Here is a 14,831-nt window from a genome sequence, read left to right as displayed (position 1 = left end):
GCGGCCTGTCGCTGCTGTCGGTGCTTATCGGTCCCCGAAGACGGTGCGGTGCCAGTCCTTGCGGACCACCGCGGTGTTGTCGAACATGACGTGCTTGATCTGGGTGTATTCCTCGAACGAGTACGCGGACATGTCCTTGCCGAAGCCGGACGCCTTGTACCCTCCGTGCGGCATCTCGCTGATGATCGGGATGTGGTCGTTGACCCACACGCAGCCCGCCTTGATCTCGCGGGTGGCGCGGTTGGCCCGGTAGACGTCCCGGCTCCACGCGGAGGCCGCGAGACCGTAAGGGGTGTCGTTGGCGAGCCGGATGCCCTCGTCGTCGGTGTCGAAGGGCAGCACGACGAGGACCGGTCCGAAGATCTCCGACTGGACGACCTCACCGTCCTGGGGCGCGTCGGCGATGAGGGTGGGCCGGTAGTACGCGCCGTTCGCGAGGTCCCCTCCCGGGATCTCGCCGCCGGTGACCACGCGCGCGTAGGCACGCGCCCGGTCGACGAAGGCGGCGACCCGGTCGCGCTGGGCGTGCGAGACCAGCGGGCCGAGGTCGGTGCCGGGCACGAAGGGGTCGCCGAGCCGGACGGTCTCCATGAGGGCGGCCGTCCTCTCCACGAACGCCTCGTAGAGGGGCCGCTGTACGTACGCGCGCGTGGCCGCCGTGCAGTCCTGGCCGGTGTTGATGAGCGCGCCCGCGACCGCGCCGTGGACGGCGGCGTCGAGGTCGGCGTCGTCGAAGACGACGAAGGGCGCCTTGCCGCCCAGCTCCAGGTGGAGGCGCTTGACGGTGGCGGTGGCGATCTCCGCGACCCGCTTGCCGACGGCGGTGGAACCCGTGAAGGAGGTCATCGCCACATCGGGGTGACCGACCAGGTGCTCCCCGGCCTCCCGCCCGGTGCCGGTGACGATGTTGATCACGCCGTCCGGGATCCCGGCGTCCGTGGCGGCCCGCGCGAACAGCAGCGAGGTGAGCGGGGTGAGCTCGGCGGGCTTGAGCACGATCGTGTTGCCCGCGGCGATCGCCGGGAGGATTTTCCAGGCGGCCATCTGGAGGGGGTAGTTCCAGGGCGCGATGGAGCCGACCACACCGATGGGCTCGCGGCGCACGTAGGAGGTGTGGTCACCGGAGTACTCGCCGCCGGACTGGCCGTTCAGGTGGCGGGCCGCCCCTGCGAAGAAGGCGGTGTTGTCGATGGTGCCGGGGACGTCGAACTCGCGGGTCAGCTTCAGCGGCTTGCCGCACTGCAGCGACTCGGCCCGGGCGAAGTCCTCGGCGCGGTCGGCGATGACGGCGGCGAAGCGGTGCAGGGCGTCCGAACGCTCGCCGGGGGTGGCGCCCGCCCAGCCGGGGAACGCCTCCCGCGCGGCGGCCACGGCCGCGTCGACGTCGTCGGCGCCCGCGAGGTCGTACGTGTACACCTCCTCGCCGGTGGCCGGGTCGACCACGGTGTGGGTGTGGCCGGAGGTGCCCTTCGTCGGGCGGCCCGCGATGTACTGCGCGCCGTCCGCGAAACGCGCCTGGGCCGGAAACCGTTCCGGGGTGGCGGTGCCCGGTTTCTGCATGTCGTCTCCTCCGCCGGCGCCCCGCCCCGAGGCGGGTGGCGTAGCTCCAGCTCGATTTGAGTGCCGATCCTGACAGAGCGATGCCACCTCAACAAGTGATTCCGTTGTTGCCTTTTGGTTACGCGACGGAATCTGTCGACCAGGTGTCGAGTCGACATGGAAAACGAGGGACGTTGTGTCAGTGGTGCGTGCCAGACTCCCCGGCATGGGAAAGATCGATTCTTGGGACACCCTGGTCGGGGAGGTCCGCGCGGGGGCGAGGGTCAAGTACCTCCACTTCTGGGGACACCGGCCGCGCGCCGACGGGCGGGTGGGCGCGAGCTGCCTGAGCCAGTGGTGGCCGTCACCGTTCACGGTGGACGGGGTGGAGTACGCGACGGCGGAGCACTGGATGATGGCCGCGAAGGCCCGGCTCTTCGGCGACGCCGAGGCGGAGGAGAAGGCGGTCACGGCCACGAGTCCCGCGGCCGCCAAGAAGGCCGGGCGGCTGGTGCGGGGCTTCGAGGACTCCGCGTGGGAGCGGGAGCGGTTCGCCGTCGTCGTCGAGGGCAGCGTCCACAAGTTCGCCGCACACGCCGACCTGCGGGAGTTCCTGCTGGGGACGGGGGGCCGGGTGCTGGTGGAGGCCAGCCCATTGGACCGGGTGTGGGGCATCGGGCTGGCCGCCGACGACGAACGGGCCGCGAACCCCGAGCGCTGGCGGGGGCGTGAGGGCCGGGGTGGCGTGAGAGGCACGGGCCGCGTGAGGGCCGGGGTGGCGTGAGAGGCACGGGCCGCGTGAGGGCCGGGGTGGCGTGAGAAAGGGCCGGTCCCGTGGACCGGCCCTCATCTGACTCTCAGCTGACTCTCAGCGTCAGGCCATGCTCATGACGCTCGCGAAGAGCAGCAGCCCCAGCAGCGGCAGGATCACCGTGGCCACGATGCCGCAGACGAGCCCCGCCGTCGCCGCACCCTTGTTGGTCGCCTCACCTCGGTTGGCCTTCCCCCGGCCGATCGCGCCGAAGATGATCGCCAGGATCCCGAGGATGACCCCGAAGAACCACAGGAAGAAGGTCACGCTGCACACCACGCCGATGATGCCCAGCACCAGTCCGGTGGTGCCCATGCCGTTGCTCGGCTGCGGCGGCATGCCGTAGCCGGGCGCCTGCGGGTAGCCCATGGGCGGCGCGGCCGGGTAGGACGGAGCCTGGTGCGGGTAGCCGTACCCCGGGGCGGACTGCTGGCCGGGCTGTGGGTAGGCGTATCCCCCCGCCGGCGGCTGGGACGGTGGCGGCCCGAAGCCACCGGGACCGGGATTGGTGTCAGACATGAACTGCTCTCCCCTCGTTGACAGTCAAGCATCGTAGTGGCCCAGCTCACTGCGGGGGAAAGCGTTTGGGAGAGCAGTCAGCGAACCGCCGGGGCGGACTGCGTGACGACGGGGAGGGCGCCGTAGTAGTCACCGTCGTCGTAGTTCGACTCGTCGTTGATGGCGGCCGTGATCCCGATCGCCAGCAGGACGATCACGACGACGCCGAGGACGATGCCGATGACACCCATGATCAGACCGGCCTGGGCCTGACCGTGGTTGTTGGCCTCGCCGCGCTCGGCCTTGCGGCGACCCTTGATCCCGAAGACCACGGCGAGGATGCCGAGCACGAGCGAGACCACGCCGTACAGGCAGAACAGGGCGCAGGACAGGATGCCCAGCACCATCGCGGCGAGGCCCATGCCGTTCTGCGGGGCCATCGGCATCCCGGACCAGCCGTAGCCCTGCGGGTAGCCGGGGTAGCCGTAGCCGCCGGGGGCCGCGGGGCCGGTGGGCGCGATGGGCGGGGGTGGCACGCCGGGGCCGGGGCCGCCGACGGGCGGGGTGGCGCCGGGCGGCGGGTAGCCGGGTGGGGCGTAGTCGGCCGGGGCGGGGCCGGGAGCGGCGAAGCCGTCGGCGGGGAAGGAGGCGATCGTCGCCTGGTCGTGCACGGACGGCGGTTGCGGGGTGGACGGCTGCGGGGCGCCGGGCGGCTGGTCCTTGCTCAGCGACGGCCGGCTCTCGGGCGGCGCCCAAGGGTCGTGACCGCCTCCGGCGTCCCCGCTCGGCTGCGTCGCGTCTGACATGTCCGTCCCCCCTGGGTCGATCGTCCCGCCATGCTACGGCCTCGCCCCACAGCCCCGACCCCCTGGTCCCGCGCACCTCACCGCCCCCGTCGCCTCCTTGGGCACGCGGCCTACGATGGCCCTGAACTCGATCAGCCGATCACCCGCGCCGCACCGCACACGTGCCCGGCGCCCTGCCCGGGGAGGCCCCCTTGACCGACCACCTCGTCGACCCGCACACCCCACGTGGCCTGAACGCCTTCATCGCCGGACTGCCGAAGGCCGAACTGCACGTCCACCACGTGGGATCCGCCTCCCCCCGCATCGTCTCCGAACTCGCCGCCCGCCACCCGGACTCCAAGGTCCCCACCGACCCCGGGGCCCTGGTCGACTACTTCACCTTCACGGACTTCGCGCACTTCATCGAGGTGTACCTGTCCGTCGTCGACCTGATCCGCACCCCCGAGGACGTACGGCTGCTGACCTACGAGGTGGCGCGGGACCTGGCCCGCCAGCAGGTGCGGTACGCGGAGCTGACCATCACCCCGTTCTCCTCCACCCGGCGCGGCATCGACGAGGCGGCCTTCATGGACGCGATCGAGGACGCGCGCAAGGCGGCCGAGGCGGAGTTCGGGACCATGCTGCGCTGGTGCTTCGACATCCCCGGCGAGGCCGGTCTGGAGGCCGCCGAGGAGACGACCCGGCTCGCCACCGACGACCGGCTGCGCCCCGAGGGGCTGGTCTCCTTCGGGCTCGGCGGGCCCGAGGTCGGCGTGCCCCGCCCGCAGTTCAAGCCGTACTTCGACCGGGCCATCGCGGCCGGGCTGCGCTCGGTGCCGCACGCGGGCGAGACCACCGGCCCGGAGACGGTGTGGGACGCCCTCACGCACCTGCGTGCCGAACGCATCGGGCACGGCACGAGCTCCGCCCAGGACGAGAAGCTGCTCGCGCACCTCGCCGAGCACCGCGTCGCGCTGGAGGTGTGCCCGACCTCCAACATCGCCACGCGCGCGGTCCGCACCCTGGACGAGCACCCCATCAAGGAGTTCACCCGCGCCGGGGTCCTGGTCACGATCAACTCCGACGACCCGCCGATGTTCGGCACCGACCTCAACAACGAGTACGCGGTCGCCGCCCGCCTCCTCGACCTCGACGAGCGGGGGCTGGCGGACCTGGCGGGCAACGCGGTGGAGGCGTCCTTCCTCGACGCGGCCGGCAAGGCCCGTATCAAGGACGAGATCGACGCCTACACCTCCGGGTGGCTCGCCTCCTGACCTCCACCACAATGGGGCCCATGCAGAACGTGACCGCCGTGGCCCACCGCGGCGACCCCTACCGCGTCCGGGAGAACACCCTCGACTCGCTGCGTTCCGCGCTCGCCCTGGGCGCGGACGCGGTCGAGGTCGACGTACGGCTCACCCGGGACGGCGTCCCGGTACTGCTGCACGACGACACGCTGAAGCGGCTGTGGGAACGGGACCGGCCCCTGCTGTCGTTGTCGGCGGCCGAGGTGCGCGAGCTGACGGAGGGCGGGGTGCCGACGCTGGCGGAGGCGCTGGCGGCGACCGACGGCAGCCGGGTGATGCTCGACCTGCCGGGCACGCCGAACGTGCGGGCGGCCCGCCGGGTCGTGGACGTCGTGCGCGAGAGCGGGGCGGAGGACCGCGTGTACTACTGCGCCGACGCCACCGCCATGCTCGCCGTCCGCGCCGCCGACCCGTCCGCCGAGATCGCCCTCACCTGGACGACTTCGGCACCACCGCGGCCGGCTCTGCTGGAGGCGGTACGGCCGCGGTGGCTCAACTACCGCTTCACCCTGGTCGACCGAGCCCTCACCGAACGCGTCCACCGCGACGGCCGTCTGCTCTCCGTCTGGACCCCGGACACCCGCCGCTCCATGCGGCGCCTGCTGGAGGCGGGCGTCGACTCGATCACGACGAATCGCGTCGACGTGCTGCTGGGGCTGCGAGGCAGCTAGGGGCTCCGCCGGACAGCCCCTAGGGGTGCCGATATTCGTTTCGTGCCGTGCGGGGAAGCGGCCTACTGTGGCGCGGTGACGACTCGGATGATCATTCTCAATGGAGGGTCCAGCTCGGGGAAGTCCGGGATCGTACGGTGCCTTCAGGACGTACTGCCGGATCCGTGGCCGGCGTTCGGCGTCGACTCGTTCGTCGACGCCCTGCCCGCGAGGTTGCAGGCGTCGGACACGGGGATCACCTTCGCCCCGGACGGCGGGGTGAACGTCGGCGCGGACTTCATGGCGCTCCAGGCGGCCTGGGCGGAGGGCGTCGTGGCGATGGCCCGTGCGGGCGCCCGGATCATCGTCGACGACGTGTTCCTGGGCGGGGCGGCGTCCCAGCAGCGGTGGCTGAAGGCCCTGGGCGGACTGTCCGTGCTGTGGGTCGGCGTCAGGTGTGCCGGCGCGGTCGCCGCAGGCCGCGAGGTCGCACGGGGAGACCGCATCCGGGGGATGGCCGCGTCACAGGCCGACCTGGTCCACGAGGGCGTCCACTACGACCTCGAGGTGGACACGACGCACACCGAGTCCCTGGAGTGCGCACGCACCATCGCCGCCCACGTCGACAAGTCCTAGGCCCGCAGGACCGCGAACTCCCGCGGTGGCCCGGTGGCCTGCGCGTCGGCACCCGGCGAGACCGCCGTGCGCGGTGCCCGCGAGCGCCGCATGCGCCCAGCCCGGACACACACTCACGCGCGCCGAACCCGCCTGTGCGAGCGAACCCTTCGGCGCCTGGGCGCACGACCACGGGGACGCGGTGCTGGACGCCCAGGACCGCTACACGCGCGAGCGCTGCGGCACCGTCGCCGGGTCGGCGGGGTTCACGCGGGTGGCGTACTGCGGTACGGGGGTGTCGTCGCCGCCGGTGTCGCGGACGAGGCCGTAGCGCTTCGCGCCCTCGGGGGGACCGGTCAGCACGTCCTCCTCCACCTTGTCCCACGTCGTGGGGAAGACGTTCAGGCCGTAGTCGGCGCCCCGCTCGTTCACGGTGAGGGTGACGCTGCCGTCGACGTAGAAGTACTCGTTCTGCCACATCTGCTGGGTGCCGGAGGGCAGGACGGCGTAGCCGGTGGTCGCGTTGCCCATGCCGGTGGCGGAGGGGTCGGTGCTGCTGACGCGGTCGTCCATGCGGCGGCCGCCGCCGGAGGCCACGTGGAAGAGCCTGCCCTTCAGTCCGGTCCAGGCCGGCATGACCAGGGCACCGGCCCGGTACTGCGGGGACAGCTGCCAGCGGACGAGGACATAGCCCTTGCCGCTGAGTGTGACGCCGTCCCCGCGGTGGTTCATGGTGGCGTGCGCGCCGCCGGTGCTGGTGACACCGGTCTCGGGCCGGTGCGGCAGAGCCGCGGGCCGGGCGTCGGGGTCGGGTGCCCGGTCGACGGCGTCGACGACACTGCCGTACGCGTCCGCCTTCGTCGACGGCGACGCAGACGGCGATGCCGAACGTGACGGTGACGACGACGGCGTGGGCGGGGCGGCGGGCGAAGAGAGCGGTGCGGGGGTGCTCGCCGCCGTGGGCGAGGCTGCGGCACGCGGCGGTGGATCGTCCGGGGTCTGTACGACGACGTAGGCGCCGCTCGCCACGATGGTCGCGCCCGCGGTCATCGCCACGGCGGGCTTGGTGAGCGCGCCCAGCACCTTGGCGGACCAGCCGACCGAGGTACCGGCGGCGGTTGCGGCCGCCGCCGTCTTGCCACCGAGGGCCAGCGAGAGGGTGAAGCCGACCGGGACCGGGACCAGCGCGATGCCGACGAGGAGCCGCTCCGCCGGGACGACCGACTCTCGCGTGTCCCCGCAGTAGCCGCACCCCCGGATGTGGCGGGCCAGCCGCTTGCGCCACACCGAGTCGGGCCGCCCGTTCCAGCGGGCGGTCAGCTCGCGCAGGCCGGGGCACGCGCCGCCCAGGGCCCGCACGATGCCGCGGGACGTCTCCAGGCGCTCCTTCATCCGCTGGACGCGCACGGCGGCGTGCTGCCGGCTGATCCCCACGGCGGCGGCGAGCTCCCGCCGGGTGAGTTCGCCGGCGACCTCCAGCCACCACAGCGACAACAGCTGCCGGTCCTCGTCGTCGAGCCAGCGCACCGCCTCCGCCACCTCGCGCCGCTGGCCCTCCAGCTGGAGCCGGAGCACGGTGAGTTCGGCGAAGTCCGCGGCGTCCCGCGCCCCGGACTCCTCCAGGGGTGCGGGCGTCCTGCGGCGGGCCCGGTCCCTGATCTGCCGCATGGCGATCGCGACCAGCCAGGACCGGAAGCTGTCGGGGTCGCGCAGCGAACCGAGGTGGTCGACGGCCCGCAGCATCGTCTCCTGGACGACGTCGTCCACGTCGGCGTGGCCGTTCAGGGCCCGCCCGACGATGTTGTAGACGAGCGGGAGCCACCCCTCGACCAGCTCGTCCAGCGCCTGCCGGTCGCCGGCCTGTGCGGCGGCGATGGTCGAGCGCCAGGCCTGCGTGTCCACGGTGCCCTCCCTCATGTGCTGCACGCACCCTCTCAGGCCGACCCGGGACATTGGCTATGTCCGGCATCACAATGAGGAGACGGGGTGAAGGCCGCGCCGATAACACTTTTTCCGGTGTCCGGGGTGAGCGCCTCCAGCCGCTGATCTTCCGGATCCCGTGACCGGGTCGCGGTGGGGACCGTGGAACGCGACGGCGATCTTCACAACCCCACGATCGTGTTCCACCGCTTCGCGAACCCCACCCGCTCCGCGCCCGTGATGTCCCGTGCGATCGCGAGGCGTTGCCGCATGGTCGCGTCGGGGAAGATCAGCGGGTTGTCGGCGAGCGCGGCCGTCTCCTCCTCGTCGGAGGCGGCGAGGACCTCCCGGGCCGCCGGGACGGGGCAGACGTAGTTCACCCAGGTCGCTAGTTCGGCCGCGACCTCGGGCTCGTAGTAGTAGTCGATCAGCCGCTCGGCGTTGGCCTTGTGGCGGGCCAGGTCGGGGACCATCAGCGAGTCCGACCACAGCTCCGCGCCCTCCTCGGGCACGACGAATTGGATGTCGGGGTTGTCCGCCTGGAGCTGGATCACGTCCCCCGAGTACGCCTGGCAGGCCAGCACGTCTCCGCTGACCAGGTCCTTGGTGTAGTCGTTGCCGGTGAAGCGCCGGATCTGTCCCCGCCTCACCTGCGCGGCCACCTGATCGCAGACCCGGTGGAAGTCGTCCGCCGTCCACCGGGTGATGTCCACCCCGTTGCCCTGCATCAGCAGCGCGAACGCCTCGTCGAGACCGGAGAGCAGGGTCACGCGGCCCTTCAGGTCGCTCGCCCACAGGTCGGAGACCTGCCGTATCTCCCGGCCCAGCTTCCGGCGGTCGTACGCGATCCCCGTGATCCCCGACTGCCAGGGCACCGTGAACCGCCGGCCGGGGTCGAAGGCGGGCTCCCGCAACAACGGGTCGAGGTGCTCGGCGACGTTCGGCTGTCGCGCCCGGTCCATCTCCTGCACCCAGCCCAGTCGTACGAACCGCGCGCACATCCAGTCGCTGATGACGATCAGGTCGTGCCCCGTCGGCTGATGGTTCATCAGCGCGGGGCTGACCTTGCCGAAGAACTCGTCGTTGTCGTTGATCTCCTCGACGTAGTCGACGGAGATGCCGGTGCGCTTCTCGAACTCCTCCAGCGTGGGCCGGGCGTTGGGATCGTCGTCGTCGGTGTCGATGTAGAGCGGCCAGTTGGCCCAGTCGAGCCGCTTCTCGTCCGCGGAGTGATCGACGGCGGCCCGGTCGCCCGGCTTCACATAGGCGGCGGGCACCCCGCACCCGGCGAGCCCGCCGAGGGCGGCGGTGCCACCGACCGCCCGCAGAAGAGACCGACGGGACAGGGAAGTCTTGGACACAGGGCGCACCTTGACAGCATGCCGCACTGCCCCGCGCCCCCTGAGGGGCGCGGGGCAGTGTCGATACACGGCTCCGCCGCGTGGGCGCGACAAGCCCCTACGGTCCCGCAGCCGAACTACGAGTCCAGCGACGTCATCACATGCTTGATCCGCGTGTAGTCGTCGAACCCGTAGCCCGAGAGGTCCTTGCCGTACCCGGACTTCTTGAACCCACCGTGCGGCATCTCCGCGACCAGCGGAATGTGCGTGTTGATCCACACGCACCCGAAGTCCAGCTTCTTGGACATCCGCATCGCCCGCCCGTGGTCCTTCGTCCACACCGACGACGCGAGGGCGTACTCCACCCCGTTCGCCCAGTTCACCGCCTGCTCCTCGTCCGAGAAGGACTGCACGGTGATGACCGGCCCGAAGACCTCCTTCTGGATGATCTCGTCATCCTGCTTCAGCCCCGAGACGACGGTCGGCGCATAGAAGTAGCCGCGCTCACCGACCTGGTGGCCGCCCGCCTCGACCTTCGCGTGGGCGGGGAGGCGCTCGATGAAGCCGGCGACCTGCTTGAGCTGGTTGGGGTTGTTCAGCGGCCCGTACAGCACGTCCTCGTCGTCCGGGTGCCCGGTCTTCGTCTCGGCGGCGGCCTTGGCCAGGGCCGCGACGAACTCGTCGTGGATGGCCTCCTGGACGAGGACGCGGGTGGCCGCCGTACAGTCCTGGCCGGCGTTGAAGAAGCCCGCCACGGAGATGTCCTCGACGGCCTTGGCGATGTCGGTGTCCTCGAAGACGACGACCGGCGCCTTGCCGCCCAGTTCCAGGTGGACCCGCTTGAGGTCGCGCGACGCCGACTCGGCGACGGACATGCCCGCGCGCACGGAACCGGTGATGGACGCCATCGCCGGGGTCGGGTGCTCGACCATGAGCCGGCCGGTGTCGCGGTCGCCGGTGATGACGTTGAAGACACCCTTGGGGAGGATCGAGCCGACGATGTCGGCGATCAGGACGGTGGACGCGGGGGTCGTGTCCGACGGCTTCAGCACGACGGTGTTGCCCGCGGCGATCGCCGGGGCGAACTTCCACACGGCCATCATCATCGGGTAGTTCCACGGCGCGACCTGTGCGCAGACGCCGACCGGCTCACGGCGGACGATCGAGGTCATCCCGTCCATGTACTCGCCGGCCGACCGGCCCTCGAGCATCCGGGCCGCGCCCGCGAAGAAGCGGATCTGGTCGACCATCGGCGGGATCTCCTCGGAGCGGGTCAGGCCGATCGGCTTGCCCGTGTTCTCCACCTCCGCCGCGATGAGCTCCTCGGCGCGCTCCTCGAAGGCGTCCGCGATCTTCAGCAGTGCCTTCTGCCGCTCCGCCGGGGTGGTGTCGCGCCAGCCGGGGAAGGCCGCGGCGGCGGCCGCCATCGCGGCGTCGACGTCCGCCTGCCCGGACAGCGGCGCGGTCGCGTACGCCTCGCCCGTCGCGGGGTTGACCACGTCGGTGGTCCGCCCGTCGGCGGCGTCCCGGAACTCACCGTCGATGTAATTGCGCAGACGACGCAGCTCGGTGCTCACTGCCGGCCCTCCAAGATCGGGGATGTGTCCAGTTACTGAGACACCAGCGTAGTCCGTGCCTCCACGTTTTCAACACCCCCGATCCCGCCACGCCTACGAATTCCGCAGCGATGCGCGCCCGTAACAACGAATTTCATCGGTCACACCTTGCGGAACCGACGAGACCTCGTGCACAGTGAGGCCGTGGCCAGTCGAAGCGCAGACCAGAGAGACCCCGGGCGCGAGTCCCGGAACGGCACCCCCCACCTGGACGCCGTCTCCCTCGCCATCATCGAGCAGCTCCAGGAGGACGGCCGCCGGCCGTACGCCGCGATCGGCAAGGCCGTCGGCCTCTCCGAGGCGGCCGTGCGCCAGCGCGTCCAGAAGCTGCTCGACCAGGGCGTGATGCAGATCGTCGCCGTGACGGACCCGCTCACCGTGGGCTTCCGCCGGCAGGCGATGGTCGGCATCAACGTCGAGGGCGACGTGGAGTCGATCGCGGACGCGCTGTCCGACATGGCCGAGGTCGAGTACGTGGTGATGACCGCGGGCTCCTTCGACGTCCTCGCCGAGATCGTCTGCGAGGACGACGACCACCTGCTGGACGTCATCAACAAACGCATCCGGGCCCTGCCCGGCGTGCGCTCCACCGAGAGCTTCGTCTACCTCAAGCTCAAGAAGCAGACCTACATGTGGGGAACCCGATAACCGTGAGCACAAAGGACCTCAGCAAGTCCGCGTACGACCACCTGTGGATGCACTTCACCCGCATGTCCTCGTACGAGAACGCCCCCGTCCCCACCATCGTCCGGGGCGAGGGCACCCACATCTACGACGACAAGGGCAAGCGCTACCTCGACGGTCTCGCCGGTCTGTTCGTGGTCCAGGCCGGGCACGGCCGAACGGAGCTCGCGGAGACCGCCTTCAAGCAGGCGCAGGAGCTGGCGTTCTTCCCGGTGTGGTCCTACGCCCACCCCAAGGCCGTGGAGCTCGCGGAGCGGCTCGCCGGCTACGCGCCGGGCGACCTCAACAAGGTCTTCTTCACCACCGGCGGCGGCGAGGCGGTGGAGACCGCCTGGAAGCTGGCCAAGCAGTACTTCAAGCTGGTCGGCAAGCCCACCAAGTACAAGGTCATATCCCGCGCGGTCGCCTACCACGGCACCCCGCAGGGTGCCCTGTCCATCACCGGCCTGCCGGGCCTGAAGGCACCGTTCGAGCCGCTGGTCCCGGGCGCGCACAAGGTCCCGAACACCAACATCTACCGCGCCCCGATCTTCGGCGACGATCCGGAGGCCTTCGGCCGCTGGGCCGCCGACCAGATCGAGCAGCAGATCCTCTTCGAGGGCCCGGACACCGTCGCCGCGGTCTTCCTGGAGCCCGTCCAGAACGCGGGCGGCTGCTTCCCGCCCCCGCCCGGCTACTTCCGGCGGGTGCGCGAGATCTGCGACCAGTACGACGTCCTGCTGGTCTCGGACGAGGTCATCTGCGCCTTCGGCCGCCTGGGCACGATGTTCGCCTGCGACAAGTTCGGCTACGTCCCGGACATGATCACCTGCGCCAAGGGCATGACCTCGGGCTACTCCCCCATAGGCGCCTGCATCGTCTCCGACCGGCTGGCCGAGCCGTTCTACAAGGGCGACAACACCTTCCTGCACGGCTACACCTTCGGCGGCCACCCGGTCTCCGCGGCGGTGGGCGTCGCCAACCTGGACCTCTTCGAGCGCGAGGGCCTGAACCAGCACGTCCTCGACAACGAGGGCGCGTTCCTCTCCACTCTCCAGAAGCTGCACGACCTGCCGATCGTCGGCGACGTCCGCGGCAACGGCTTCTTCTACGGCATCGAGCTGGTGAAGGACAAGGCGACGAAGGAGTCCTTCAACGCCGAGGAGACCGAGCGCGTCCTCTACGGCTTCCTGTCCAAGGCCCTCTTCGACAACGGCCTCTACTGCCGCGCCGACGACCGCGGCGACCCGGTCGTCCAGCTCGCTCCGCCGCTGATCTCCAACCAGGAGACGTTCGACGAGATCGAGCAGATCCTGCGCGCGACCCTGACGGAGGCGTGGACGAAGCTGTGAGCGACGTCAGCGCGGCTGCGCACGACGACCTGATCAACTGAATCTGTGATCAACACCGGCCCCGGTGTCGACCGTACGAGTGAGAAACGGCGACCCGGGGCCGTGTGCTGTCCGGATGCCTCTCCTGGGCTGCCTAGCGTGCCAGTGACCGATCGGCCCCGCCTTCGTTCCCCCACACGGGGGATTTCGCGCGTCGCGCACGGCATTTCTGATCAGAACCGAGGTGTATGCCCATGGTGGCCCCGCCGGACAACGACGTGCTCTGGGCACGGTCGCTGCACTTCACCCACAACGACGGATCACCGGCGCTCAGCGGCATTTCGCTCGGGGTCCGCGACGGTGAGATCCTCGCCGTCAGCGGTCCGCGCGGCAGCGGCAAGACGACGCTGCTGCGGTGTCTGTCCGGCCTGGTGCCGCCCCGGCGCGGCGAGGTCTGGTTCAACAGCGTCCCCGTGCACACCATGGGCCCCCTCACCCGCGAGCGGCTGCGCCGCGACCGCTTCGGCTGGGTCGACCCGGCGCCGGTGCTGGTCCCGGAGCTGACCGTCTGGGAGAACGCCGCGCTCCCCCTCATGCTGCGCGGCACCAGCCGCCGACGCGCCAAAGCGGCCGCCCTGGAGTGGCTGGAGCGCCTCGACGTCGGCAACCAGGCCCGCAAGCGGCCGTACCAGCTGACACAGGCCGAACGCCAGCGGGCCTGCATCGCCCGCGCCCTGGCCCCGGCGCCGTCGGTGTTGTTCGCCGACGAGCCGACGGCGCCGCTGCACCGCGCCGACCGCGCGCACGTACTGCGCACCCTGACGACGGCGGCCCGCTCGCACGGCATCACGGTCGTCCTCGCCACTCACGACCAGGAGACCGCGGCCCTCGCCGACCGCACGGTGTCCCTGCTGGACGGGCGGCGCGTCCGGACGGTGCACCTGCCGCCGGTCAAGGAGATGGAAGGCCGGGCCTCGTGCTCACTCTCCGTCTGACGCGCGGTTCCCAGCCCGTCGTCCAGCTGCGCCGCCTGCTGGTGGCCGCGGCCTCGACGGGGACGGGCTTCCTCCTGCTGAGCACCCTCGGCTACGCCATGAGCCGCCCCGAAGACCCGGGCGGCTCGGTGCTGCGCCTGGCCTGGTGCCTGGTCCCGCTGGCCGCCACCGTTCACTTCGCCCTCGCCGTGGCCCGCACCGACCCCGGCACCCGCCCCCGCCCCGGCCTCGCGGCGATCGGCCTGGGCCCGGCCCGCCTGATGGCGATCTCGGCGACGACGACGGCCCTGTCCTGCACGCTCGGCTCCATGCTGGCGCTGCTGCTCTTCCTCCACCTCCGAGGTGACCTCACGGGTATGCCCTTCGACGGAGCGGCCGCGGAGTTCCTCGCTGTGGACGTCCCCCTCCCGCTCCCCGCGGCCCTGACCCTCCTCTCCCTCCTCCCCGCCACGGCCTCCCTCACCGTCGCCCTCGCCCTACGCCCCCGCGACCCCCACTCCGCCCCCACCCCCAGACCCCGAGCCTTCGGCCACTTCGGCGCATGGAGCCACACAACGACCCGGGAAACCTTCGGAACGTACGGCAGATTCGGCGCCCGCCTGCCACGGCGGCCCCCGGCCGAGCCGGCTGACGGCCACGCCGCAGCACAGATGGACGGCACCGCGCCGACGCCGGGCAGCACGACCCACCCCCCAGCCACACCCGACGGCGCGGAAGAAACACCGGTTCCGGATCCCGACCCCCTGCGCCCCCCACCCCCC

13 protein-coding genes and 1 pseudogene are annotated in these 14,831 nt (G+C 71.4%); 8 read left to right on the top strand and 6 right to left on the bottom strand.

Translation table 11 applies throughout. The features are described from left to right. Positions 1 to 24: 24 nt before the first annotated feature. Entirely contained in the window at positions 25 to 1,560 is a 1,536-nt protein-coding gene (locus IG99_RS30150; RefSeq protein ID WP_037679394.1) for a gamma-aminobutyraldehyde dehydrogenase, read from the bottom strand. Between the two features lie 205 nt (positions 1,561 to 1,765). On the opposite strand from IG99_RS30150, the gene IG99_RS30145 reads away from it, so the two are divergent. Beyond that, a complete protein-coding gene (locus tag IG99_RS30145) occupies positions 1,766 to 2,323 on the top strand; it encodes an NADAR family protein (RefSeq protein ID WP_107056060.1) in 558 nt (185 codons plus the stop codon). Between the two features lie 90 nt (positions 2,324 to 2,413). Here the strand turns inward: IG99_RS30145 and IG99_RS30140 are convergent, their stop codons facing one another. Together IG99_RS30140 and IG99_RS30135 are read right to left on the bottom strand one after the other, a co-directional pair. Beyond that, on the bottom strand, positions 2,414 to 2,869 hold the full coding sequence (locus tag IG99_RS30140) for a DUF4190 domain-containing protein (RefSeq protein ID WP_037679392.1): 456 nt from the start codon (positions 2,867 to 2,869) through the stop codon (positions 2,414 to 2,416). Between the two features lie 77 nt (positions 2,870 to 2,946). Then, complete coding sequence (locus IG99_RS30135; protein ID WP_037679390.1) at positions 2,947 to 3,654, bottom strand: DUF4190 domain-containing protein; 708 nt, start codon at positions 3,652 to 3,654, stop codon at positions 2,947 to 2,949. Positions 3,655 to 3,845: 191 nt separating this feature from the next. On the opposite strand from IG99_RS30135, the gene IG99_RS30130 reads away from it, so the two are divergent. From IG99_RS30130 to cpt, 3 genes are all read left to right on the top strand, one after another. Beyond that, the gene (locus tag IG99_RS30130) at positions 3,846 to 4,907 is read left to right on the top strand and encodes an adenosine deaminase (RefSeq protein WP_037679388.1); all 1,062 of its coding nucleotides are present in this window, start codon (positions 3,846 to 3,848) and stop codon (positions 4,905 to 4,907) included. Positions 4,908 to 4,927: 20 nt separating this feature from the next. After that, positions 4,928 to 5,611 (top strand): glycerophosphodiester phosphodiesterase, encoded by a 684-nt coding sequence (locus tag IG99_RS30125; RefSeq protein ID WP_037679559.1) that lies wholly within the window; start codon positions 4,928 to 4,930, stop codon positions 5,609 to 5,611. Between the two features lie 87 nt (positions 5,612 to 5,698). Then, positions 5,699 to 6,226, top strand: coding sequence for a chloramphenicol phosphotransferase CPT (gene cpt, locus IG99_RS30120; RefSeq protein WP_037679387.1), 528 nt, complete (start codon positions 5,699 to 5,701; stop codon positions 6,224 to 6,226). Positions 6,227 to 6,427: 201 nt separating this feature from the next. Here cpt and IG99_RS30115 read toward each other — a convergent pair whose 3' ends face one another. The 3 genes from IG99_RS30115 to IG99_RS30105 form a co-directional block, all read right to left on the bottom strand. Further along, positions 6,428 to 8,122, bottom strand: a complete 1,695-nt coding sequence (locus tag IG99_RS30115) for a sigma-70 family RNA polymerase sigma factor (protein WP_037679384.1) — start codon at positions 8,120 to 8,122, stop codon at positions 6,428 to 6,430. 185 nt (positions 8,123 to 8,307) lie between these two features. After that, the gene (locus tag IG99_RS30110) at positions 8,308 to 9,495 is read right to left on the bottom strand and encodes a polyamine ABC transporter substrate-binding protein (protein ID WP_037679557.1); all 1,188 of its coding nucleotides are present in this window, start codon (positions 9,493 to 9,495) and stop codon (positions 8,308 to 8,310) included. A gap of 107 nt (positions 9,496 to 9,602) precedes the next feature. Then, positions 9,603 to 11,042 (bottom strand): gamma-aminobutyraldehyde dehydrogenase, encoded by a 1,440-nt coding sequence (locus IG99_RS30105; protein WP_037679382.1) that lies wholly within the window; start codon positions 11,040 to 11,042, stop codon positions 9,603 to 9,605. A 168-nt stretch (positions 11,043 to 11,210) separates the two neighbouring features. Here IG99_RS30105 and IG99_RS30100 point away from each other — a divergent pair, with 168 nt between their 5' ends. The 4 genes and pseudogenes from IG99_RS30100 to IG99_RS30085 form a co-directional block, all read left to right on the top strand. Next, complete coding sequence (locus tag IG99_RS30100) at positions 11,211 to 11,729, top strand: Lrp/AsnC family transcriptional regulator (RefSeq protein ID WP_037679381.1); 519 nt, start codon at positions 11,211 to 11,213, stop codon at positions 11,727 to 11,729. 2 nt (positions 11,730 to 11,731) lie between these two features. Continuing rightward, on the top strand, positions 11,732 to 13,096 hold the full coding sequence (locus tag IG99_RS30095; RefSeq protein WP_037679379.1) for an aspartate aminotransferase family protein: 1,365 nt from the start codon (positions 11,732 to 11,734) through the stop codon (positions 13,094 to 13,096). 233 nt (positions 13,097 to 13,329) lie between these two features. Continuing rightward, the gene (locus IG99_RS30090; protein ID WP_037679377.1) at positions 13,330 to 14,070 is read left to right on the top strand and encodes an ABC transporter ATP-binding protein; all 741 of its coding nucleotides are present in this window, start codon (positions 13,330 to 13,332) and stop codon (positions 14,068 to 14,070) included. Beyond that, positions 14,052 to 14,831, top strand: a pseudogene (locus tag IG99_RS30085) (hypothetical protein); the annotation flags it as partial. The gene IG99_RS30090 and the pseudogene IG99_RS30085, both read left to right, overlap by 19 nt.

The sequence above is a fragment of the Streptomyces griseus subsp. griseus genome, assembly GCF_000720255.1.
In the GTDB taxonomy this organism is placed as follows: Bacteria; Actinomycetota; Actinomycetes; order Streptomycetales; family Streptomycetaceae; genus Streptomyces; species Streptomyces griseus_I.
This window is presented reverse-complemented; position numbering and strand designations above follow the sequence as displayed.

Bases quoted from the DNA above. Each gene is read 5' to 3' on its own strand.
- IG99_RS30125 (WP_037679559.1), top strand. From the start codon at position 4,928: ATGCAGAACGTGACCGCCGTGGCCCACCGCGGCGACCCCTACCGCGTC.
- IG99_RS30145 (WP_107056060.1), top strand. From the start codon at position 1,766: ATGGGAAAGATCGATTCTTGGGACACCCTGGTCGGGGAGGTCCGCGCG.
- IG99_RS30140 (WP_037679392.1), bottom strand. From the start codon at position 2,869: ATGTCTGACACCAATCCCGGTCCCGGTGGCTTCGGGCCGCCACCGTCC.
- IG99_RS30090 (WP_037679377.1), top strand. From the start codon at position 13,330: ATGGTGGCCCCGCCGGACAACGACGTGCTCTGGGCACGGTCGCTGCAC.
- IG99_RS30150 (WP_037679394.1), bottom strand. From the start codon at position 1,560: ATGCAGAAACCGGGCACCGCCACCCCGGAACGGTTTCCGGCCCAGGCG.
- IG99_RS30135 (WP_037679390.1), bottom strand. From the start codon at position 3,654: ATGTCAGACGCGACGCAGCCGAGCGGGGACGCCGGAGGCGGTCACGAC.
- IG99_RS30115 (WP_037679384.1), bottom strand. From the start codon at position 8,122: ATGAGGGAGGGCACCGTGGACACGCAGGCCTGGCGCTCGACCATCGCC.
- cpt (WP_037679387.1), top strand. From the start codon at position 5,699: ATGATCATTCTCAATGGAGGGTCCAGCTCGGGGAAGTCCGGGATCGTA.